We start from the raw sequence: 21,392 nt of genomic DNA, 5'->3' as shown, positions 1-21,392 counted from the left end.
CGGTCACGCCGCGGCTGCGCGACGCAGGCGGCTGACCGAATACTGCAACGTGCTCGGCTGCAGCATCGCGTCGAAGCTGACCGGCTCGCGCGCGGGCTGCACGTCGAGCAGGGCATGGATCGAGAAATGCAGGCCACCGACGCCACGGCCGTTTCCTTCGAGGCCGACCCGGACGTTGTGCAGCCGTGATTCGTGGCGCGCGATCGCCTGTTCCAGCGAACGGCAGATCGCGGCGCGGTCGTGGCCGTTGGCCAGGCTTTTGGTCGAGAAGTCGCGCAGGCCATAGGTCATCAACGACTTCTGGCAATTGGGGAACGCCTTGAGCGTGTCCTCGGTGAACGCGGCGCGGCTGTTGAGCAGGCCTTCCAGGTCGCGCGCCACCGACTCCTTGTACTGGTCGAGCGAGATCGACTTGAAGATGCCGCTGGCGGCGGTCGCACGCGGCTCGTCGTCGAACAGTTTTTCCAGCAGGCTGGGCTCGAATCCTTTCATGCGTCCTGTCTGCAACGTCCTTGCCGCGTTCCATTACATCGCAGCACGATCGCTGCAATGCGGTGGCAGCCGAAGCCGCCACCGCATCAACACATCAAGAGACCGTGTAGGTCGGCTTGTTGTTGGTGTTGCTCCACTGCGCGACGGTCTTGCCACCGACGCCGCCACCCTGCTTCTGCTGGGTGTACGACCACTTGATGGCGCCGAAGCTCAGCGAGACCTGCTCCGACGGCATGCCGTCATGGCCCAGGGCGGTCGAGACACGGTGGACCAGCACGTTCAGCAGTTCGATCGTGTAGTAGTTGATCGCCTTGCCGTCCTTGTCGGCGCGCAGGAACTCGATGCGGGCCTTCGGGAACGTGGTGCCGTTGGCGCACGCCTGGAACAACGCGGTCGACGCCAGGTCGATGCGCTTGTTGAGCTCGATCGGGGTCATTTCGACGCGGGCGGCGGTGGTGCCACCAGCGCTCGAAGCGGTCGCCGAACGCGGCTGCAGGACGTCCTGGTTGAAGGATTCGATCTCGATCCAATCCTTGTGCTCGGCGTCCTTGGACTCACCCTTGATGGTGTCGATGCTGAGAAATGCGTGTTGCATGATCTGGTTTCCTTTGTTCCGTTCTTCCGTGAGATTGATGCCGGGCGCGAGCGCGGATGCGCGCGGCCCGACGCGGTTTACAGCTGAGTTGCAAACTGCTCACCACTGTCGGGATCTGCGTCCCGTCGATCACGCCCGATTGCCCGGGCGCTTGTTGCCACCACCCGTCGTTACTTGGAGCTGGCCGGAAGCTCGGCCACAAGTCGCAACGAAACCGACAGCTCGTCGAGCTGGAAGTGCGGGCGCAGGAACGACACCGCCCGGTAAACGCCAGGCTTGCCGGGAACTTCCGACACCTGGATCGAAGCCTCTCGCAGCGGAAATTGCGCCTTCGCTTCCTGCGTCGCGTTGTCGTCCAACAACACGTACTGGGCAATCCACCGGTTGAGGAAATCCTCGACGTTCCCTGCCGAGGCGAAGCTGCCGATCTTCTCCCGCATCATCGCCTTGAGGTAATGGGCGACGCGCGAGACGGCAAAAATGTACTGCAGCTGGGCCGACAGCGAGGCATTGGCGTTGGCCGCGTCGGTGTTGTACTTCTTGGCCTTCTGCGCCGACTGAGCGCCGAAGAACGCGGCGTAGTCGGTGTTCTTGCAATGGACCAGCGGGATGAAGCCCAGGTCCGACAACTCCTTCTCGCGGCGGTCGGTGATCGCGACCTCGGTCGGGCACTTCAGCGCGACCTCGCCGTCATCGGTGCGGAAGGTGTGGGTCGGCAGTTCCTCGACCAGGCCGCCACCCTCGACCCCGCGGATCGCGGCGCACCAGCCGAAGTCCTCGAACGCCTTGGTCAGGCGCGCGCCGAACGCGTAGGCGGTGTTGCACCACAGGTAGCTGGAGTGGTCGTTGCCGTCGACGTCCTCGACGTAGTTGAAACCCTCGACGGTGGTGCCGTCCTTCGGGTTGTACGGCAACCGGCCGAGGAAGCGCGGCAGGGTCAGGCCGACGTAGCGGCTGTCCTCGGAGTCGCGGAACGACTTCCACTTGGCGTACTCGACGGTGTCGAACACCTTGGCCAGGTCGCGCGGCTTGCCCATCTCGGTGAAGCTCTCGAGACCGAACATGTCCTCGCTGGCGGCCGAGATGAACGGCGCGTGCGCCGCGGCGGCGACGTGCGACATCTGCTCGATGAAGTACATGTCCTCGGGCTGGCGGCCGATGTTGTAGTCGCCCAGCAGGGCGCCGAACGGCGATCCGCCGAAGGTGCCGAACTCTTCCTCGTAGACCTTCTTGAACAGCGCGCTCTGGTCGAAATCGATCGCCGACTTGAAGTCCTTGACCACGTCCTTCTTCGACGCGTTGAGCACCTTGATCTTGAGCTGGGCGCCGGTCGAGGTCTGGCCGCACAGGTAATGCAGGCCGCGCCAGGTGCTCTCCAGCTGCTGGAACTCGGGCGCATGCATCACCGCGGTGAGCTGTTCGGAGATCATCCGGTCGAGCTCGGCGACGCGCGCGTCGAGCGTCAGGTTGAGGTTCTCCGAGACCACCACGGTGCCTTGCAGCACTTCGCGGGCGAGCTCGGAAATGATGTCCTTGGCGCGCGCGTGCTCACTGGCGGACTTGGCGACCTTGCTCTGCTCGACGATCTGGTCGAGCAGGCCGACGTCGGCCACACCGGCGATGGCGGGCGCTGCACTTGCCTGTGCGTTCATGGCTTACTCCTGACCGGCCGGATCTTTCTGGCCGAGCTGCTTGAGCTGCTCGGTGTTGGCGAGGACGTCGTTGAGCAGGTCCTCGAGCTTCTCATTGCCGGCGACCTTGTTGCGCAGGTCGGCGAGCTTGGTCCGCGCCTCCAGCAGCTTGCGCAGCGGCTCGACCTGCTGGACCACCGCCTCGGGGCGGAAGTCGTCGATCGACTTGAACGTCATCTCCACCGCGATCTCGCCGTCGCCGGTCAGCGTGTTCTGCGCCCGGTAGGCCGCGCGCGGCGCCATGCCTTCCATCACCTCGTCGAAGTTGTCGAGGTCGACGTTGACGAACTTGCGGTCCTTGATCCGCGGCAGCGCCTGTTCGGGCTGGCCGCTGAAGTCGCCGAGCACGCCGACCACGAACGGAATCTCCTTCTGTTCGATCGCGTCGCCCTTCTCGACGTCATAGGTGAGCTGCACGCGCGGCGGACGAACCTTCTCCAGCCGCTTCTGGATACTTTCCTTCTTCGACATCACATCGTCTCCCTGACGAATACGCGAACGGAGGCCGGCTGCGCTCAGCCGCCACCCAACACTTCGAACGGATTGGCCACCGCCGGTTTGCTTTCGACTTTCGGCGCGGCGGCGGGCGTGGCGCGACGCGCGGTCGAGCGACGGCGCGTGTTGCGGCGGGCCTTGGGCTCGTCGTCGCCGGCATCGAGGATGCCCTCGCCCATCGTCGCGCGCATGGTCGCGGCGAGGCGCTCGGCCTCGGCACGAGCGGTATCGGAAGCCAGCGCACCGTTGCCCTGCAGCCGCATCAGCGACTCGGAGGCGACCCGCAGGCCGGCCACGGTCAGCACGCTGTCGGCGACCTTGTCGGTCGGATCGCGCTGCAACACTTCCTCGGCGGCGACAATCGCGCGGCCGTAGTTGCCGGCGTCGAACTGCAGCTGGGCGCTGCGCACCCACGGCTCCTTGCGGGTCGGGTCGGCCTTGGCGGCCTGGTCGAAGGCGACCAGCGCCGACTCGACCTTGCCGGCCGACACGTCGGCTTCAGCCTTCCCCAGCAGCGTGGCGTAGTCGCCGCCCTGACCCGACGTGGTGGCGCATGCGCCGAGCATCACGACCAGGGTGATGGCGACGAGGAAACGGATTGCGGGTACGGAAATGCGACGCATAAGACACTCTCCTTGTGGGCGCGCACGGTGCGTGTGCGGCGAAAACTCCATGTTCAAGTGATGACACTTGAAGGCACCTGAGGCGGATATAGTAGCCTTAAATCGCCGTCGTCAAGAAGCCGTCGGCGAAAGTCATTCAACCACCGGCTCCCGCGTCGCAAACCCGCGACCGTGCGCCGTCGGCCTCGCGGCCCCTTTTCTCATGGAGCGACACGCTATGGACGGTCTCCCGGCCCCTGATCTTGCCCACGTTGCGTCCGCCCGCCGGCGGATGGCACTGCGCGCGCTGCTGGTCGCGTCATTGCTGGTCGCCGCCGGTTGCAGCAGCCAGGGCGGCATCAAGCAGGCGTTCGGCAAGACCCTGCAGGCCGTCGGCCTGGGCGACATGACGGCGCAGGAGCGCGAGGTGCCGCTGCGGCTGTACGCCGGCGACAACCTCAACGCCGGCGACGGCAAGCGCGCGCTGTCGCTGGTGGTACGGGTGTACCAGCTGCGCAGCCTGGAGCGGTTCGAGGAGGCGCCGTTCGACGTGTTCCTCGACCAGCAGCGCGAGCGCGACGTGCTCGGCGACGACCTGATCGGGGTCACCGAGATCCTGCTCGCCCCGGGGCAGCGCCACGAGGTGCTGGAGCGCTTGCCGGCAGAGGGCAGGCACCTCGGGGTGGTCGCGCTGTTCCGCGCACCCGCGCAGACCCGCTGGCGCTTCGCGTTCGATGCCGACGAGGCCGCCGACGACGGCATCACCGTCGGCCTGCACGCGTGCGCGATGACGACCCCGAGCCCGGCGCTGGAGACCGCGCTGGCGGGCCCGTCACACAGTCTCGCGTCGAGCAACTGCGCGCCACCCGCGGGCTGAGCCGGTCGCGGCCGCGGCCGCGACTTGTAGTACCCTGCAGCCCCGCGCGACCACGGCGCGGGACACGGAGCTTCGCCGGCGCGCCACGCGTCGACCATCAAGGGACTGAGCCGCAGCATGAGTCGGATGTCGAAGGTTTTCTGGGGCGAGGGCCTGTTCCTGCGCCCGCAACACTTCCAGCGCCAGGACGCCTACCACGAGGCCCGGCTGCAGGAGTTCGCGACCACCATCCACCCTTACGCCTGGGGCGTGCGACAGGCGCGTTTCGACGTGCAGGCGTTGGCCAGCGGCACCCTGCGCGCGCAACAGCTGTCGGCGATCTTCCCCGACGGCGAGATCTACAGCGCGCCCGGCGACGACGAGCTGCCCGAGGCACTGGCGCTGGGCAAGCTGCCGGCCGGGGTGCAATCAACCACCATCCACCTCGCCCTGCCACTGCTGCGCGACCACGGCGGCAACTGCGGCAGCGATGCCGACGGCAACGGCGCGACCCGCTACCTGCAGGCCACCCGCGCCACTGCCGACCTCTACACCGATGCCGGCGAGGCCGAGCTGGGCTACCTGCGCAAGACCGTGCGGCTGCTGACCGACGACGAGCCGCGCGACCCGTACGTCAGCGTGCCGGTGGCACGGGTGCGGCGTACCTCGACCGGCGGTTTCGAGTTCGACGACAGCTTCCTCGCGCCGAGCCTGAGCCTCGCCGCCGCACCGCAACTGCAGGCCGAGCTTCGCCGCCTGCTCGACAACCTGCAGGCCAAGACCGACGCGTTGTACGGCCTGCACCGCGAGCCGTCGCAATCGGTGATCGAGTTCCGCTCCGGCGACATCGCCTCGTTCTGGCTGCTGCACACCGCCAACGCCGCGTTCGCCGCGCTTTCGCATCTGTTCCGCCACCCAGGGCTGCATCCCGAGCGCCTGCACCAGGAATTGCTGCGCCTGGCCGGCGGGCTGCTGACGTTCTCCAAGAGCTACACCCTGGCCGACCTGCCCGCCTACCAGCATGCACAGCCCGAAGCCGGGTTCGGCCGGTTGTTCGAGATGGTCCGCGAATTGCTGGGGACGGTGATATCGGCGCGCTACTTCGCGATCGCGCTCCACGAGAGCAAGCCGTCGTTCCACCTCGGCCGGCTCGACTCGCAGAAGATCGACGACAACTGCGCGTTCTACCTCGGCGTCGGCGCCGACATGCCGGGGCCGGAACTGGTGCAGACGGTGCCGGTGCGGTTCAAGGTCGGCGCGCCCGACGACGTCGACAAGTGCGTGCTGTCGGCGCTGCCGGGGGTCAAGCTGACCCATGCCGCGCAGGTGCCGGCGGCAATCCCGGTGCGGCCGGGTTGCCAGTATTTCGCGATCGAACCGCGCGGCCCGCTGTACGAGCGGATGCTGAAGTCGCAGTCGCTGATGATCTACGTCCCCTCGGGCCTGCGCGAGCTCAAGCTCGAGCTGATCGCGCTGACCGCCTGATTCCACCCCCGCTGAGCCATCCGGCAGGAAGCCATGAACTACACCAACACCCCCGTCCCGCAGCAGATGCCGTCGCTGTCGCCGGCGCACGCGATGCCGCTGCCGAGCGGCGGCGCCACCCCGCGCAGCCTGCTCGACCTGATGGCCGACGGCTTCTACCTGCTGATGCTGCTCAAGCGCGGCCAGTTGCCGGCCAGCGGCAGCGCGTTCGTCGATTCGGTGCAACGCTTCCTCGACGGCGTCGAGCGCGGCGCGAGCAAGCTCAACATCCCGTCCGAGGACGTGTACGCGGCCAAGTACGCGTTCTGCGCCGCGGTCGACGAGGCGATGCTGGGCCAGCCCTCGGCGCTGCGCGACGACTGGGAATGCAACCCGCTGCAGTTACGCCTGTTCGGCGAGCACCTGGCCGGCGAGCACTTCTTCGACCGGCTTGAACAGTTGCGCGCGCAGGGCGCGCCGCGATTGCCGTCGCTGGAGGTCTACCACTACTGCCTGTTGCTCGGTTTCGAGGGCAAGTACCGGCTCGAAGGACCGGAGAAGCTCGGCTACCTGATCGCCCGGCTCGGCGACGAGATCGTCTACCTCAAGGGCAAGCGCACCGGTTTTGCCCCGCACTGGGCGCCGCCGGACAAGGTCGCCCACGCACTGCGCCGGGTGATGCCGTTGTGGGCGCCGGCCGCGGTGCTGGCGGTGGTCGGCCTGCTTGGCTACTTCGGCCTCAACGCGCTGCTCGGCGGCCACACCGAAGAGCAACTGGCGAGCTACCACGAGGTCGTGCAACTGCCCGGCCGCACCGCCCACCTCACCATCACCCTGCCCTGAGGTCGCGGCGCGCCATGCTGGAACTGGACCCCCTGCTGTCCCCGATCTCCGATGCCCAACCCAGCGGCGAGGACCTGTCGTTCTCGCTCGAGTACGACGCGATCCAGGAGGCGCGCCGCGCCGACGACCCGTCGCTGGAACAGGGCGAGTGGGTCACCGAGATCAAGAGCGCCGACTGGCCGGCGGTCGCCAAACAGAGCAGCCAATTGCTGCAGCAACGCAGCAAGGACCTGCGGCTGGCGGTGTGGTGGGCCGAGGCGCAGACCCGCATCCATGGTTTCAACGGGCTGGCCAGCGGCTACCGGCTGGTCGCCGGCCTGTGCGAGCGCTTCTGGGACGACGTCCATCCGCAGGTCGAGGATGGCGACCTCGAACAGCGCATCGGCAACCTCGACTGGTTGATCGGACATTCGGCGCGGTGGCTGCGCGAACTGCCGCTGACCCGGGCGCCGCAGGGTTCCTTCAGCCTGGCCGACTTCGAGGCCGCGCGTGCGCGTCGCGGCGAGGACGGCGAAGAACCTTCGCTGGAGACCGTCGAACGCGCCCGCCGCGACACCCCGCACGAGTTCTACCTGCGCCTGACCGAAGCGTTGCCGGATTGCGCCGAAGCGCTGTCGGAGCTGGAGCGGATGGTCGACGCCCGCCTCGGCCAGGACGGGCCGAGTTTCACCGCGCTACGCGACCAGCTCGGCCACCTGCGCGATGTCGCCAATCGCTTCGCCCGAGAGGCCGGGGTATTGATCGAGGGTGATGAGGTCGCGGGCATCGACGACGCGCCGTCGGAGGCCGCCAGCACCGGCCCGGCCATGGCGGCGCCCAATGGCGCGATCCCCACCCGCAAGGAAGCGATCGCCCAGTTGCGGCGGGTCGCCGAGTTCTTCCGCCGCACCGAACCGCACAGCCCGGTCGCCTACCTCGCCGAAAAGGCCGCGCGTTGGGGCGAAATGCCGCTGCACGTGTGGCTCAAGCGGGTGATCAAGGACGGCGACACCTTGTCGCAGATGGAAGAGATGCTCGATGTCGGCGATGGCGCGGAGTCGGCGGACTGATCCCTCGCGCGGCAGCGACCGAAAACGACAAAGGCCCGGCGGTCGCAACCGTCGGGCCTTCGCATTGGCGCCCTTGCTTCGGGCTTACGCCATCAGCGCACCCGGCCGCGACGGAACAGGTTCACGATCGCCAACAGGATGATCGCGCCGATCAGCGACAGCAGCAGCCCGGAAATACTGAAGTCGCCGCTGTTGATATCGCCGCCCAGGCCCAGCAATCCGCCGAGCCAACCGCCGAGGAACGCGCCGATGATGCCGACGATGATGTTCAGGAAGATGCCCTGTTGACCATCGGTCTTCATGATCATGCTGGCAATCCAACCGATGATGCCGCCAACGATCAACCAAATGATGATACCCATCATGTTCGTACTCCTTGGTCCATTCAGAGGGATGAATAACGCTCCCCTGCGTGGGGGCAGTCGCAGTCTGTATAGGCCGGCGTGATGGGGATGTCAGTGGTTTCGGGTCAGTCGTGGAGCAACGCGACCAGCGCCGCGCGCGGCAGTTTGCCGGTGTCGTTGCGCGGCAATCGGTCGACGCAGCGGAGCCGGCGCGGCAGGAACACCGGGTCGAGCTGTTTGCGCAGTGCAACAAGGATCGTCGCCGGATCCAGCCCGGGGGCCACCACCAGCGCGGCGATCCGGCCGACCCCGGGGCCGTCGCAGGCGTCCAGTTGCACGACTACGCCGTCAACCACCCCGGGCACCGCCAGCAGCTTGCGGGTCAGGTCGCCGAGCGAGGCGCGCTTGCCGGCGATTTCCAGCAGGTCGGCGCTGCGGCCGCGCAGTTCGAAGCGGCCGTCGGCGAACACCTCGACCAGGTCGGCCAGCACCACCGGTTCGGCCAGGTGCGGGGCATGGACCGCGGTGCCGTCGGGCTGCGGCGACAGGCGCACGCCCGGCAGCGGCGTCCACGCGGTCTCGACCGCGGTGCGGCGGCGCGCGATCACGCAGGTCTCGGTCGAGCCGAAAACCTCGCGGACCTCGCAGCGGTAGCGCGCCTCGGCCGCGGCAGCCAGTTCGGCCGGCAGCGGCGCGGTGGCCGAGACGATGCCGGCCAGCGGCGGCAGTGCCACCGCCGACCGCACCAGCGCGCGCAGGTGGACCGGGGTGGTGACCAGCAACGGCGGGGTGATCGCCTCGGCCAGCGCGCGGGCGATGTCGTCGGGGAAGAACGGCCGCGCACCGTGCACCGCGACCGGGCCGAGCAGCGGCAGCAGCACCGACATCTCCATGCCGTACATGTGTTGCGGTGGCACCGTCGCCACCACATGGGTGCTGCCGTGGCGATCGAGCAGGTCGGCGAGCGCGGCGAGGTTCTGCGCAGTGCTGGCTTCGAATGCACGCCAGTGCTTGGGATTGGCCCGCGGCTGGCCGGTGCTGCCGGAGGTGAAGCCGATCGCGACCAGCGCATCGGCCTCGACCGTCAGCGGCTCGCCCTCGGCCTGCGGCAAGGTCGCGGGCAGGCAGTGGTAATGCGGCGGTTGCGGCAGCAGCGGCCGGTCGCCCAGGCAGTAGCTGCCCGGATGCGCGGCGAGCACCTCGTCGACCACCGCCGCGGCGCGCGAAGACGGCAGCAAGGTGGTCTGGCCGCGCAACGCGGCCGCGCAAAAGCCGACCAGGAACCGGTAGCGGTCTTCGCACAGGTTGATCGCGTGGCCCGCCGCGGGCAAGGTCGCGGCGACCGCGCGGACCTCGCGGCGGAACCGCGCCAGGTCGATGTCGCCATGCGCATCGAACGCGATCGCGCGCTCGTCGAGCCCCGTCGTCAGCGCCCGCCGGATGCTGTCCACGGCAGCGCCGCGCGTGGCAATGGTATCGATAACCGCAGACATGTCTGGTTTTCTATCGCGGCCGGGCCGCTCCCCTCCGGTTAGCTTACGCTGGCGCGCGTGTCCGAGGCCAACCCTACGACAACCCCATGCTCCACTCCTTCATGCCATGCGCCTGGCTGCAACCGTGACGGCCGATCCGTGCTGGACCTGGCTGCCGCTGCCGCCCGACGCCTCGGCCGAGCCGCTTGCGCGCGCCTGGATGGCGCGGTTGCTGGATTGCGCCGCGGACGCGCTGCCGATCGGTCGCGACCGCCACGGCCGGCCTTGGTTGGATGAACCGTTCAGCGACTGGGACGGCAACTGGAGCCACAGCGGCGCCGGCCTGCTGGTCGCGCTTGGCCACCGCCAGCGGGTCGGGATCGACCTCGAATGGCAACGGCCGCGGCCGCGCGCGCTGGAACTGGCGCGGCGCTTCTTCACCGGCGCCGAGGCCGACGCGCTGGCGGGGCTCGCCGCACCCCAACGCGAGCGTGCGTTCCTGCGCCTGTGGTGCGCCAAGGAAGCGGTGCTGAAGGCGCACGGCCACGGCTTGGCGTTCGGGCTGGACCGGCTGGCGTTTGCCGGCGTCGACACCGACGCCGACGCCGCCTTGCGACTGGTCGCTTGCGATCCGGCGCTGGGGCGGCCATCCGAATGGAACCTGCGGGAACTGGCGCCGGCGCCGGGCTATCTGGGGGCATTGGCATGGCGCGATTTGAAGTGCCAGCGCCACGACGGGCCGTTGCCCGGACCTGCCGCGGGCGAGAACGCGCCAGCGGGTGATAATTCCCGCCCATGAACCTGACCGCCCCGCCCCTTGCCGCGCGCACGCGCCTGGAATCCGGCCTCGACGCCCTCGGGCTCGATCGCGCCCTGACCACGCCGCTGCTCGACTACCTCACCCTGCTGCTGCACTGGAACCGCACCTACAACCTGACCGCGGTGCGCGAGCCGCTGGAGATGGTCGACAAGCACCTGCTCGACTCGCTGGCAATGCAGCCGCATGTGGCCGACATCGCCGCGAGCGGCGGCGCGCTGGCCGACCTCGGCACCGGTGCCGGCCTGCCCGGGATCCCGCTGGCGATCGCCACCCCCGGACTGCGCGTGACCCTGGTCGAGAGCAACGGCAAGAAAGCGCGGTTCATGCGCGAGGCGGTGCGCAAGCTCGGCCTGAAAGACGTGCGCGTGGCGGAATCGCGGATCGAGGCGCTCGACGAGCCCGGCGCCTATGACGCGATCACCGCGCGCGCATTGGCCACGCTGCCGCTGATCGTCGAACTCGGCGGCCACCTGCTGAAACCCGCCGGCCGTCTGTTGGCGATGAAGGGCACCTACCCGCACGACGAGGTCGCCGCATTGCCCGCCGGTTGGGAAGTGACCGGGTCGCAGCCGTTGCAAGTGCCCGGCCTCTATGCCGAGCGCCATCTGCTCGTTGTCTCCCGCACGCTTTTGTAGGAGCGGCTTCAGCCGAGATCTGCAGTCGGCTCGGACGAACGGTTCCCGATCGCGGCTGAAGCCGCTCCTACAGTTTGAACCGGCCTACACGGCGGGGAACTGTGACGGCGGCCGCCTCGCCATGCCATGTCCATCTCGCCTCGCCCCCTGTTCGGGCAAGCGCCGGCCAAGGCGGGCATAATCCCCTGTCCGAGCGGCGCCCGCGCCGTCCTGCGCAACCGCTATCGCACACCACCCAGGGGACGAGCCGCATGGCCCGCATCATCGCCGTCGCCAACCAGAAAGGCGGGGTCGGCAAGACCACCACCGCGGTCAACCTGGCCGCCGCGCTCGCGCGCGCGCCGAAGAAGGTGTTGCTGGTCGACCTCGACCCGCAGGGCAACGCGACCATGGGCAGCGGCTTCAACAAGCGCGAGCTGGAGACCTCGATCTGCGAGGTGCTGCTCGGCGAAGCCGATGCGCGCGACACCATCGTGCGGGCCCCGGAGGACTTCGACCTGCTGCCGGGCAACATCGACCTGACCGCCGCCGAGATCCGGCTGATGGGCACCGACGGGCGCGAGCAGCAGCTCAAGCGCGTGCTGGCGCCGATCGCCGACGACTACGATTTCATCCTGATCGACTGTCCGCCGGCGCTGTCGCTGCTGACCCTCAACGCGCTGACCGCGGCCGACTCGATCATCGTGCCGATGCAGTGCGAGTACTACGCACTGGAAGGCATCAGCGCGCTGCTCGACACCATCGAGGCGCTGCAGGCCAACCTCAATCCGGCACTGGAGATCGAGGGCGTGCTGCGGACCATGTTCGACGTGCGCAACAATCTCGCCAACGCGGTCTCGGCCGAACTGACCCAGCACTTCGGCGACCGGGTGTTCCGCACCATCGTGCCGCGCAACGTGCGCCTGGCGGAGGCGCCGAGCCACGGCCAGAGCATCGTCGGCTACGACAAGGCCTCGCGCGGCGGCATCGCCTACCTCGGCCTCGCCGGCGAGGTCCTGCGGCGCCAGCGCGAGCGCGACCAGGCCGTCCGCCTGGCACCGCAAGCACAGGAGATCATCGCATGAGCGTCGCCAGCGACAGCCCCCCGAAGGCGGCCGCCAAGAGCGCGTCGCCGGCGAAGAAGCGCGGCCTCGGCCGTGGCCTGGAGGCGTTGCTCGGGCCGAAGGCGGCCGAGGCACCCTCGCTGGAGGCCACCGGCAACGACACCCTGCACCACCTGCCGGTCGATGCGCTGACCGCCGGCAAGTACCAGCCGCGCAAGCACTGGGACGAGGCCAAGCTGGAGGAACTGGCCGAGTCGATCCGGGCCCAGGGCGTGATCCAGCCGATCGTGGTTCGCGAGGTCGACCGCGACGGCCGCGGCAGCAAGACCTACGAGATCATCGCCGGCGAACGCCGCTGGCGCGCCAGCCAGCTGGCCGGGCTGAGCGAGATCCCGGTGGTGGTGCGCGAGGTCGACGATCGCACCGTGGTGGCGATGGCGCTGATCGAGAATATCCAGCGCGAGGACCTCAACCCGCTGGAGGAAGCGACCGCGCTGCAGCGCCTGATCGACGAATTCGACCTGACCCACGCGCAGGCCGCCGAGGCGGTCGGCCGCTCGCGCGCGGCGGTGTCCAACCTGTTGCGTCTGCTGGAACTGCCGCCGGCGATCCGGGCGCTGGTCGAGGCGCGGCGATTGGAGATGGGCCATGCCCGCGCGCTGCTGACGCTGTCGCCGGAACTGGCCAGCAAGCTCGCCGCCGACGCCGCCGAGCACGGCTGGTCGGTGCGCGAAGTCGAGCACCGGGCCCAGCAATTCGCGCTCGGCCGGGTGCCCGAGGGCAAGCGCGCGCGGCCGAACAAGGCCAAGCCGCAGGCCGACATCGTCAGCCTCGAGCGCGAACTGTCGGAATCGCTCAACACCAAGGTCAACGTGCTGCATGGCCGCGCCGGCAAGGGTCGGCTGGTGATCCACTACAGCGACCTGGATTCGCTCGAAGGCGTGCTGGAAAAGCTGCGCGGCAGCACCGAGTAGCGATCCGCCACGCGGTCGCGTGTCCACGCCGATCTCACGACCGCCCGCGAATACTCGGCCGGGTGTTCGCGTGCTCACGGGAATCCCTCCTGCCATGTCCAGCCCACCCGATCGCCCGACCGGCACCGTCCTCGTCACCGGCGCCGCCGGTTTCATTGGGGCCTATGTCTGTCGCGCCCTGCGCGCCCGCGGCGATGCCGTCGTCGGCCTCGACAACTACAACGACTACTACGATCCGCAACTGAAGCGCGACCGCGTCGCCGCGCTGTGCCCTGACGTCGACATCCGCCAGCTCGACCTGGCCGACCGCGACGGCATGGCCGCGCTGTTCGACGAGGTGCGTCCCGGCCGCGTGATCCACCTCGCCGCCCAGGCCGGGGTGCGCTATTCGATCGAGAACCCCCACGCCTACGTCGACAGCAACCTGGTCGGCTTCGTCAATATGCTGGAGCTGTGCCGGCATCGCGGCGTCGGGCACCTGGTCTACGCCAGTTCGTCCTCGGTCTACGGCGACTCGGCGACCCCGCCGTTCTCGGAGGACCAGCGCATCGACCAGCCGCGCTCGCTGTACGCCGCGACCAAGGCTGCCGGCGAGCTGATGGCGCACACCTATGCCCAGCTGTACGGCCTGCGCGCGACCGGCCTGCGCTTCTTCACCGTGTACGGCCCCTGGGGCCGGCCGGACATGGCGCCGCTGCTGTTCTCACGCGCGGTGCTGGCGAGACGTCCGATCGAGGTGTTCAACCACGGCCGGATGCGGCGCGATTTCACCTTCATCGACGACATCGTCGCCGGCGTGCTCGGCGCGCTCGACGCGCCGCCCGACCCGGCAGCCACGCACCGGGTGTTCAACCTCGGCAACCACACGCCGGTCGAACTGGAGCGCTTCATCGAGGTCATCGAATCCGCCGCCGGCCGGCCGGCGCAGAAGGTCTACCGGCCGATGCAGCCCGGCGACATGGTCGAAACCATGGCCGACACCGCGCGTGCGCAAGCGGCATTCGGGTTCGCCCCGACGACTCCGATCGAACGCGGCCTGCCACCGGTGGTCGACTGGTGCCGCGATTATTTCGGCGTCGCGGCATAGCCGGCGCGGCGACTCCGACCGCCGTGGCCACGTGCTTGCGCGGCTGGCCGCACTCCCGCATAATGCGCGGCTCGCTGTGTCCAGCCGATCCGCACGATCGGCAGGGCAGGCCCGGAAGCGCGATTCCGGCCCGCCCGGTTCCAGCGGCCGCCACTGGCGGTTCTTGCCCGTATCGCGCGCCGCCTGCGGAACATCGCAAGGCCGGCGGGGCCGCCGCCTCCCTGGCCAAGGGAAGCACCAACTACCTTTCGAGGTGCACATGTCCCGTGTATGCCAAGTAACCGGCAAGCGAACGACGACCGGCAACAACGTCTCGCACGCCATGAACAAGACCCGCCGCCGCTTCATGCCCAACTTGCACGAGCGCAAGTTCTGGGTCGCCAGCGAGAACCGCTGGATCAAGCTGCGTGTTTCCGCCAACGCCATGCGCACCATCGACAAGAACGGCATCGACTCCGTTCTGGCCGACCTCCGCGCACGCGGCGAAAAGATCTGAGGAGGACTGAACCATGGCAGGCAAGCGTGACAAGATCCGTCTGATCTCTTCGGCCGGCACCGGCCACTTCTACACCACCGACAAGAACAAGAAGAACACGCCCGCGAAGATGGAGATCAAGAAGTACGATCCCGTCGTCCGCAAGCACGTGATCTACAAGGAAGGCAAGATCAAGTAAGCCTTCCGGCTTGTTGGATGCAAACAAAGAACCCGCCCGTCCGGCGGGTTTTTTGTTGCCCGGCGCCCGGCCCGCATCCCCTACACTCGTGACGGGAAACCGGGGAGGCGCGCGGGGGTGATTCCGGGCTGGATACTGCTGCTGGTGTCGGTCGGCTATGTCGGCATGCTGTTCCTGGTCGCCTACTACGGCGACCGGCGCGAGGCGATGCCGACGCACCGCTGGCTGCGGCCGGCGGTGTATTCGCTGGCGCTGGCGGTGTACTGCTCGTCGTGGACGTTCTACGGCGCGGTCGGTACCGCGGCGCGCACCGGACTGGGCTTCCTGCCGATCTACCTCGGGCCGTTGCTGCTGTTGCTGTTCGGCTGGCGGCTGCTGGAACGGCTGGTGCTGATCTCCGACGAGCAGCGGATCACCTCGATCGCCGATTTCCTGTCCTCGCGCTACGGCCGTGCGCCGGGGCTGGCGGCGCTGGTCTCGCTGCTGGCGCTGGTGGCGGCGATCCCGTATGTCGCGCTGCAGTTCAAGGCGGTCGCCGACAGCATCCAGGTGCTCGCCGGGACGCCGGCGCCGGCCAATTCCAGCCTGCTGGCCGATCCCGCGCTGTACACCGCGCTGCTGCTGGCGGTGTTCTCGATCCTGTTCGGCACCCGCCGGATCGACGCCACCGAGCACCACCACGGCATGGTGCTGGCGGTCGCACTGGAGTCGCTGGTCAAGCTGGTGGCGTTCGTCGCGATCGGCATCTTCGCGCTGATGCACCTGCCGGGCGTCGGCGACTTCGGCGAGCGCATCGTGCAGGCTGCCGACGAGGTCACCCGGCCGGGCATGCCGGTCGGTTTCGTCGCCCAGACGTTGCTCGCGTTCACCGCGCTGGTGTGCCTGCCGCGGCAATTCCACGTCGCCGTGGTCGAGTGCCAGAGCGCGGCCGACCTGCGCGTGGCGCGCTGGTTCTTCGGCGGCTACCTGGCGCTGATCAGCGTGATGGTGGTGCCGATCGCGCTGGCCGGCGCGGCGGTACTGGGCGGCTCCGGGGTGTCGCCCGACACCTACGTGCTGGCGCTGCCGCTGGCGCTCGACAAGGGCGCGTTGGCGCTGATCGTTTACATCGGCGGCTTCTCGGCGGCAACCGGCATGGTGATCGTGACCAGCGTGGCGTTGGCGACGATGGTCAGCAACGACTTGATCGTGCCGGCGCTGCTGCGCACCGGGGCGCTGCGCCAGACCGCGCCGGGCATCGACCGGCAGGTGTTGTGGGTGCGCCGGGCGACGATCCTCGGACTGGCGCTGATGGCGTATGCCTACGCGCGCGGGTCGGTCGGCGGCAGCCTCGCCGACCACGGACTGCTGGCGTTCGCGGCAGTCGCGCAGTTCGCACCGGCGTTGATCGGCGGGCTGTACTGGCGCGGTGCGAGCCGGGCCGGGGCGCTGGCCGGGCTCGCGGCCGGGGCGGTGATGTGGGCCTACACCCTGCTGCTGCCGACACTGGCCGTGGCCGGCTGGTTCGACACCGGATGGGTCGAACGCGGGTTGCTCGGCGCCTCGTGGTTGCGCCCGCGGCAGCTGTTCGGGCTGATCGGCTGGGATCCCTTGACCCATGGCGTGTTCTGGTCGCTGCTGTTCAACGTCGGCGCGTTCGTCTACATCTCGGCACGGCAGCGTCCGCGCCTGCACGACCAGTTGCGTGCGGCGCCGTTCCTCGATCCCTATGCCAAGCGCCCACCGCTCGGCCCCGGCGGCTGGGCCGGCAACGTGCGCGGCGGCGAACTGCTGGCGCTGGCCGAACGCATCGTCGGCGAGCGCCATGCGCGCCGCGCGTTTGAGGACTACGCGCGCCAGCAGGGCCACGCCTGGCAGCCGGACCAGCCGGCCGACCGCGCCCTCGCCCAGTTCACCGAACGCCTGCTGTCGGCGGCGATCGGCTCGGCCTCCGCACGCCTGACCCTGACCACCGCGCTGCGCGGTTCGGGCATGGAGCTGGGCGAAGTGGTCGCGTTGCTCGACGAGGCCAACCAGGAACTACGCTTCAACCGCCAGGTGCTGGCGACCACGCTGGAGAACATCAGCCAGGGCGTCAGCGTGGTCGATGCTGGGATGCGCTTGGTGGCCTGGAACCGCCGCTACCAGGAGTTGTTCGAGTATCCCGACGGCATGCTCTACGTCGGCCGCCCGGTCGCCGACCTGCTGCGTTGGAACGCCGAACGCGGCGAGATGGGCGAAGGCGACATCGACGCGCAGGTGCAGCGCCGGATCGACCACCTCGGCGCCGGCGCGCCGCACGTGTTCGAACGCGTACGCTCCAGCGGCCAGGTGATCGAAATGCGCGGGCGACCGCTCGACGGTGGCGGCTATGTCACCAGCTACAGCGACATCACCGACTACAAGCGGGTCGAGCAGGCCTTGCGCGATTCCAACGAGACACTGGAACAGCGCGTCGAGCAACGCACCCGCGAGGCCGAGGACGCGCAGCAGTCCAAGACCCGCTTCCTCGCCGCGGTCAGCCACGACCTGTTGCAGCCGTTGAATGCCGCGCGCCTGTTCACCTCGGCACTGCGCGAGAGCGACGAGTCCGGCGAGCAGGCGCGGCTGGCCGAACGCGTCGATGCGTCGCTGCGCACCGCCGAGGATCTGCTCGACGGCTTGCTCGATGTTTCGCGGCTTGATGCCGGCGCGCTGCGACCGGAGATCATCGACTTCGACGTCAACGCCGTGTTGCGCGAACTCGCCGCCCAGCACGCGCCGATCGCCGCCAGCCGCGGCCTGCAGTTGCGCGTGCGCACGCCAGCCAACCCGTTGATAGTGCGCACCGATCGCCGATTGCTGCGCCGGGCGCTGCAGAATTTCCTCGCCAATGCATTGCGCTACACCCGCGACGGCGGCGCGCTGATCGCCGCGCGCGTGCGCGAAGGCGCGGTCGAGTTGCAGGTCTGGGACACCGGCCCGGGCATCTCGCCGCACCACCTCGGCCAGATCTTCGAGGAGTTCCGCCGCTTCGACCATCCCGGCCGTGGTGAGCGCGGGCTTGGTCTGGGCCTGTCGATCTGCCAGCGCATCGCCCGCACCCTCGACCACCCACTGGGCGTGCGTTCGCGGATCGGTGTCGGCAGCGTGTTCGCGATCACCGTGCCGTTCGGTCGTGCGTCGTTCTCCGACCTTGCCGCACCGGCCGCAACCGAACCGCGCTTCGCCGACTCGCTCGCCGGCCTGCGCGTGCTGTGCATCGACAACGACCGCGAGATCCTCGAGGGCATGCGCGCTTTGCTGACACGCTGGAAGGCGGTGACGCTGGTCGCCGCCACCACCGACGAGGCGATCGCCGTGCTCGATGCACTGGGTCCCGGCGAGGCGCCCGATGTCGCGCTGGTCGACTACCACCTGCACGACCGGCTCGACGGCCTCGGCATCATCGACCTGTTGCGCGAGCGTCTCGGTCCCGACCTGCCGGCGGCATTGCTGACCGGCGATGGCAGCGACGCGCTCAAGCACGCCGCGCGCGCGCATCGTTGCCTGGTGCTGACCAAGCCGGTCAAGCCGGCGTCGTTGCGGGCGTTCCTGGCGGCGCAGCGCTAGACGCGGCTACTCCACCCCTTCCGGTGGCAGCGTGATGCTGCCCGGATCCAGTGCCAGCCGGCCGGCGATCAGCACGGCCTGGGTGCGGTTGCTGGCGCCGAGCTTTCGCAGGATCGCGGTGACGTGGGCCTTGACGGTCGCCTCGGAGACGTTGAGTTCGTAGCCGATCTGCTTGTTGAGCAGGCCGCCACCGAGCATCTGCAACACGCGGAACTGTTGCGGGGTGAGGTCGCGCAGGCGCCGCGCCGCATCGTGCTCTTCGGGCCGCGCGGCGGGCGCGTCGAACGCGGCCGCCGGCGCCCACTGGTCACCGTCGAGAACGCTGGCGATCGCCTCGCCGAGGGTCGCGGCGTCGGCCGACTTCGGGATGAAGCCGACCGCGCCGTGATCCAGCGCGCGGCGCATCACCGCCGGTTCCTCGCGCGCCGACACCACCACGATCGGTAGCTGCGGATGCAGCGCGCGCAGGTGCACCAGCGAGCTGAAGCCTTGGGCGCCGGGCATGTTGAGGTCGAGCAGCAGCAGGTCAGCGTCGGGCTCGGCCTCGACCAGTGCATAGAGGGCATCGACGCTGTCGGCTTCGTGCAGTTGCGCGTCCGGCATCACGCGCGCGACCACACCACGCAGGGCTTCGCGGAACAGCGGGTGGTCGTCGGCGATGAGAAGCGTCGGCATCCGGTGCGCGTCAGGGCACGCGGCGCTCCTGCACCAGCGAGTCGACCACCGACGGGTCGGCCAGGGTGCTGGTGTCACCGAGCTGGTCCGGGGCATTCTCGGCGATCTTGCGCAGGATCCGCCGCATGATCTTGCCCGAGCGGGTCTTCGGCAGGCCCGGCGCCCATTGCAGGTGGTCGGGCGCGGCGATCGGGCCGATCTCGGCGCGCACATGCTTGACCAGCTCGGCCCGCAATTCGTCGCTAGGCTGTTCGCCGGCGATCAGGGTCACGTAGGCGTAGATGCCCTGGCCCTTGATGTCGTGCGGGAAACCGACCACCGCGGCCTCGGCGACCTTGTCGTGCGAGACCAGCGCGCTCTCGACCTCGGCGGTGCCGATGCGGTGGCCGGACACGTTGATCACGTCGTCGACCCGGCCGGTGATCCAGTAGTAGCCGTCGGCGTCGCGGCGACAGCCGTCACCGGTGAAGTAGGTGCCCGGGTAGGTCCTGAAGTAGGTGTCGATGAAACGCTGGTGGTCGCCGTAGACCGTGCGCATCTGGCCGGGCCAGGAATCGAGGATCACCAGGTTGCCTTCACCTTCTCCCTCGATCGGGGTGCCGTTGGTGTCGACGATCGCCGGCTGCACGCCGAAGAACGGCAGCGTCGCCGAACCGGGCTTGAGGTCGGTCGCGCCCGGCAACGCGGAAATCAGGATGCCGCCATTCTCGGTCTGCCACCAGGTGTCGACGATCGGGCAACGGCTGTCGCCGACCACTTCGTAATACCAGCGCCAGGCTTCCGGGTTGATCGGTTCGCCAACGCTGCCGAGCAGTCGTAGCGACTGGCGCGAGGTCGCCTGCACCGGGCCTTCGCCCTCGCGCATCAGCGCGCGGATCGCGGTCGGGGCGGTGTAGAAGATCGTGACCTGGTGCTTGTCGATGACCTGCCAGAAACGCGACGCGTCGGGGAACGTCGGCACGCCCTCGAACACCAGCGCGGTGGCGCCGTTGGCCAGCGGTCCGTAGACGGTGTAGCTGTGGCCGGTGACCCAGCCGACGTCGGCGGTGCACCAGTAGACGTCGTCCTCCTTGAGGTCGAACACCGCTTCGTGGGTGTAGCTGACGTAGACCAGGTAGCCGCCGGTGGTGTGCAGCACACCCTTCGGCTTGCCGGTGCTGCCGGAGGTGTAGAGGATGAACAGCGGATCCTCGGCGTTCATGCGCTCGGGCTCGCACTGCGTCGGCTGGTCGTCGACCACGGCGTCGTACCAGCGGTCGCGCGGCATCTGCATGTCGACCGCGGCGCGGGTGTGGCGCACCACCAGCACGGTCTCGACGCTGTTGGTGCCGGGCAGCTTCAGCGCGGCGTCGACGTTGGCCTTGAGCGCGACCTTCTTGCCGGCGCGCAGGCCCTCGTCGGCGGTGATGATCAGCTTGCTGCCGCTGTCGGCGACGCGGTCGGCGATCGAGTTGGCCGCGAAGCCGCCGAACACCACCATGTGCACCGCGCCGATGCGGGCGCAGGCGAGCATCGCGATCGCCGCTTCCGGAATCATCGGCAGGTAGATGGTGACGCGGTCGCCCTTGCCGACGCCAAGCGAGCGCAGCGCGTTGGCGAGCTTGCACACACGCTCATGCAGCTGGCGATAGGTGATCTTCTCGGCCGGCGTATCGGGGCCGTCGGGTTCGAAGATCAACGCGGTCTTGTCTCCGCGGACTTCGAGGTGGCGGTCGAGGCAGTTGACGCTGGCGTTGAGCTCGCCATCGGCGTACCAGCGGATGCGGAAGTCCTTGAGGTCGAAGCTGGTGTCCTTGATCCGGGTCGGTGCCTTCATCCAGTCCAGCCGCTCCGCCACCTTGCCCCAGAACGCATCCGGATCTTCCAGCGATTGCGCGTACAGGCGCTGGTAGTCGTCGCGGGTGTTCCGCGTGTCGGCGGCGAACTCCGGCTTGACCGGATAGGCGGTGGCGGGTTGGTTCATGGCGCACTCCGATGACATTGGCGGGACACGGCCACGCGACGACGGCCG

At 68.8% G+C, this 21,392-nt stretch carries 21 protein-coding genes; 12 read left to right on the top strand and 9 right to left on the bottom strand.

Translation table 11 applies throughout. The features are described 5' to 3' along the window. Positions 1 to 3: 3 nt before the first annotated feature. The 5 genes from tssE to SNE34_RS08100 form a co-directional block, all read right to left on the bottom strand. Positions 4 to 492, bottom strand: a complete 489-nt coding sequence (tssE, locus tag SNE34_RS08120) for a type VI secretion system baseplate subunit TssE (protein WP_332616433.1) — start codon at positions 490 to 492, stop codon at positions 4 to 6. A 94-nt stretch (positions 493 to 586) separates the two neighbouring features. Further along, positions 587 to 1,087: an Hcp family type VI secretion system effector gene (locus SNE34_RS08115; RefSeq protein ID WP_332616431.1), complete on the bottom strand. Its 501-nt coding sequence runs from the start codon at positions 1,085 to 1,087 to the stop codon at positions 587 to 589. Positions 1,088 to 1,257: 170 nt separating this feature from the next. Continuing rightward, complete coding sequence (gene tssC / locus SNE34_RS08110; RefSeq protein ID WP_332616430.1) at positions 1,258 to 2,739, bottom strand: type VI secretion system contractile sheath large subunit; 1,482 nt, start codon at positions 2,737 to 2,739, stop codon at positions 1,258 to 1,260. Between the two features lie 3 nt (positions 2,740 to 2,742). Further along, positions 2,743 to 3,249 (bottom strand): type VI secretion system contractile sheath small subunit, encoded by a 507-nt coding sequence (gene tssB, locus SNE34_RS08105; RefSeq protein WP_332616428.1) that lies wholly within the window; start codon positions 3,247 to 3,249, stop codon positions 2,743 to 2,745. A 44-nt stretch (positions 3,250 to 3,293) separates the two neighbouring features. After that, complete coding sequence (locus tag SNE34_RS08100; protein WP_332616426.1) at positions 3,294 to 3,896, bottom strand: tetratricopeptide repeat protein; 603 nt, start codon at positions 3,894 to 3,896, stop codon at positions 3,294 to 3,296. Positions 3,897 to 4,167: 271 nt separating this feature from the next. Here SNE34_RS08100 and tssJ point away from each other — a divergent pair, with 271 nt between their 5' ends. From tssJ to tssA, 4 genes are all read left to right on the top strand, one after another. Further along, positions 4,168 to 4,752, top strand: a complete 585-nt coding sequence (gene tssJ, locus SNE34_RS08095; RefSeq protein ID WP_332616424.1) for a type VI secretion system lipoprotein TssJ — start codon at positions 4,168 to 4,170, stop codon at positions 4,750 to 4,752. Between the two features lie 126 nt (positions 4,753 to 4,878). Next, positions 4,879 to 6,216 carry a type VI secretion system baseplate subunit TssK gene (gene tssK, locus SNE34_RS08090; protein WP_332616422.1) on the top strand — a complete coding sequence of 446 codons (1,338 nt, stop codon included), beginning with the start codon at positions 4,879 to 4,881 and terminating at the stop codon, positions 6,214 to 6,216. A gap of 33 nt (positions 6,217 to 6,249) precedes the next feature. Next, a complete protein-coding gene (gene icmH / locus SNE34_RS08085; protein WP_425604476.1) occupies positions 6,250 to 7,038 on the top strand; it encodes a type IVB secretion system protein IcmH/DotU in 789 nt (262 codons plus the stop codon). A 14-nt stretch (positions 7,039 to 7,052) separates the two neighbouring features. Beyond that, positions 7,053 to 8,087 (top strand): type VI secretion system protein TssA, encoded by a 1,035-nt coding sequence (gene tssA / locus SNE34_RS08080; RefSeq protein WP_332616420.1) that lies wholly within the window; start codon positions 7,053 to 7,055, stop codon positions 8,085 to 8,087. Positions 8,088 to 8,179: 92 nt separating this feature from the next. Here tssA and SNE34_RS08075 read toward each other — a convergent pair whose 3' ends face one another. Both SNE34_RS08075 and SNE34_RS08070 read right to left on the bottom strand, forming a co-directional pair. Further along, the gene (locus tag SNE34_RS08075) at positions 8,180 to 8,449 is read right to left on the bottom strand and encodes a GlsB/YeaQ/YmgE family stress response membrane protein (protein ID WP_332616522.1); all 270 of its coding nucleotides are present in this window, start codon (positions 8,447 to 8,449) and stop codon (positions 8,180 to 8,182) included. A 107-nt stretch (positions 8,450 to 8,556) separates the two neighbouring features. Further along, positions 8,557 to 9,924, bottom strand: a complete 1,368-nt coding sequence (locus tag SNE34_RS08070) for an AMP-binding protein (RefSeq protein WP_332616418.1) — start codon at positions 9,922 to 9,924, stop codon at positions 8,557 to 8,559. Between the two features lie 106 nt (positions 9,925 to 10,030). On the opposite strand from SNE34_RS08070, the gene SNE34_RS08065 reads away from it, so the two are divergent. From SNE34_RS08065 to SNE34_RS08030, 8 genes are all read left to right on the top strand, one after another. Continuing rightward, positions 10,031 to 10,702, top strand: a complete 672-nt coding sequence (locus SNE34_RS08065; RefSeq protein ID WP_425604475.1) for a 4'-phosphopantetheinyl transferase family protein — start codon at positions 10,031 to 10,033, stop codon at positions 10,700 to 10,702. Continuing rightward, positions 10,699 to 11,358 (top strand): 16S rRNA (guanine(527)-N(7))-methyltransferase RsmG, encoded by a 660-nt coding sequence (gene rsmG / locus SNE34_RS08060; protein WP_332616416.1) that lies wholly within the window; start codon positions 10,699 to 10,701, stop codon positions 11,356 to 11,358. The genes SNE34_RS08065 and rsmG overlap by 4 nt, the downstream gene beginning before the upstream one ends. Before the next feature lie 251 nt (positions 11,359 to 11,609). Continuing rightward, positions 11,610 to 12,422, top strand: a complete 813-nt coding sequence (locus SNE34_RS08055) for a ParA family protein (RefSeq protein ID WP_332616414.1) — start codon at positions 11,610 to 11,612, stop codon at positions 12,420 to 12,422. Continuing rightward, positions 12,419 to 13,375 (top strand): ParB/RepB/Spo0J family partition protein, encoded by a 957-nt coding sequence (locus tag SNE34_RS08050; protein ID WP_332616412.1) that lies wholly within the window; start codon positions 12,419 to 12,421, stop codon positions 13,373 to 13,375. Before SNE34_RS08055 ends, SNE34_RS08050 begins: the two co-directional genes overlap by 4 nt. A gap of 94 nt (positions 13,376 to 13,469) precedes the next feature. After that, on the top strand, positions 13,470 to 14,462 hold the full coding sequence (locus SNE34_RS08045; protein ID WP_332616410.1) for an SDR family NAD(P)-dependent oxidoreductase: 993 nt from the start codon (positions 13,470 to 13,472) through the stop codon (positions 14,460 to 14,462). A gap of 259 nt (positions 14,463 to 14,721) precedes the next feature. Beyond that, positions 14,722 to 14,958, top strand: a complete 237-nt coding sequence (rpmB, locus tag SNE34_RS08040) for a 50S ribosomal protein L28 (protein ID WP_332616408.1) — start codon at positions 14,722 to 14,724, stop codon at positions 14,956 to 14,958. A gap of 13 nt (positions 14,959 to 14,971) precedes the next feature. Further along, entirely contained in the window at positions 14,972 to 15,136 is a 165-nt protein-coding gene (gene rpmG / locus SNE34_RS08035) for a 50S ribosomal protein L33 (RefSeq protein ID WP_332616406.1), read from the top strand. A 117-nt stretch (positions 15,137 to 15,253) separates the two neighbouring features. Continuing rightward, positions 15,254 to 18,706: a hybrid sensor histidine kinase/response regulator gene (locus tag SNE34_RS08030; RefSeq protein WP_332616404.1), complete on the top strand. Its 3,453-nt coding sequence runs from the start codon at positions 15,254 to 15,256 to the stop codon at positions 18,704 to 18,706. Positions 18,707 to 18,712: 6 nt separating this feature from the next. Here the strand turns inward: SNE34_RS08030 and SNE34_RS08025 are convergent, their stop codons facing one another. Together SNE34_RS08025 and acs are read right to left on the bottom strand one after the other, a co-directional pair. Further along, a complete protein-coding gene (locus tag SNE34_RS08025; RefSeq protein WP_332616402.1) occupies positions 18,713 to 19,381 on the bottom strand; it encodes a response regulator transcription factor in 669 nt (222 codons plus the stop codon). 10 nt (positions 19,382 to 19,391) lie between these two features. After that, a complete protein-coding gene (gene acs, locus SNE34_RS08020; protein WP_425604474.1) occupies positions 19,392 to 21,362 on the bottom strand; it encodes an acetate--CoA ligase in 1,971 nt (656 codons plus the stop codon). Positions 21,363 to 21,392: the final 30 nt, after the last annotated feature.

It is taken from the genome of Novilysobacter erysipheiresistens, assembly GCF_036663935.1.
In the GTDB taxonomy this organism is placed as follows: domain Bacteria; phylum Pseudomonadota; class Gammaproteobacteria; order Xanthomonadales; family Xanthomonadaceae; genus Novilysobacter; species Novilysobacter erysipheiresistens.
This window is presented reverse-complemented; position numbering and strand designations above follow the sequence as displayed.